The sequence below is a fragment of the Psychrobacter sp. 1U2 genome, from assembly GCF_051847575.1.
Genome location: NZ_JBPYDC010001036.1, coordinates 1 through 732 on the forward strand (window position 1 = coordinate 1; position 732 = coordinate 732).

Consider the following 732-nt stretch of genomic DNA (forward strand, 5'->3'; position numbering starts at 1 on the left):
TCTTCTATAGGTACTACACTGGCACTTTCATTATCACTTGCGCTTGAGGGTATGTCTTGTAGCAGACGCTGTTGGTTGCTGGCACTAGTATAGCTAACTGGTAGCTGATATTGGCGAATACCTTGATCAATAATCGCTGACCATTTACTGTTATTATTAAAATCTATCTTTTCAAAAACTTCGTGCAAGAATGTACCCGCATTGGCGCCTCTTACAAAACGAAAACGAATATTATCTACCGTCATTAAAGCAGAGTTATTCTCACTACTCTCGTTACCTTCTGCGTTAGTTATATTTCCAGATGTAGAGGCAGCCGACAAATTCATACTATCTGTTAAATCCACACTATCCGTTAAGTCTAAGTCATCCTCTATACCATCATCAAACACAGCTAAAGCTTTACCTTGCTCACTCAGCTGCCGAGATAAGGCAGTAAAGCTGGTTTTTGCCCAACCCTTAAAGTAATTTACTCGAATCTGTGCGTAGGCATCTTGATAATCAATACGCAGCAACGTATCAGCATCGTTTTTATTTTCATTATTATCAGTCTTTGCAGCTTTCCCATTAGCTTTGACTATAGTCTCAGCATTGGTTGCAACGGTACTATATTCTAGCCAGCCAATATGATCGTATAAACGCTCTGGCAGTGTGAACTTGTGATCTTCACAGCTTAGCCATTTAAGGCTTGGTTTACGTTCAGCACCCGTTTTGTTAAAGCTATCTGCTAATACC

1 pseudogene is annotated in these 732 nt (G+C 40.0%); it reads right to left on the reverse strand.

Annotated features, from left to right (window positions below):
* A pseudogene (locus ACS8FD_RS20235) lies at window positions 1-732 on the reverse strand (hypothetical protein); the annotation flags it as partial.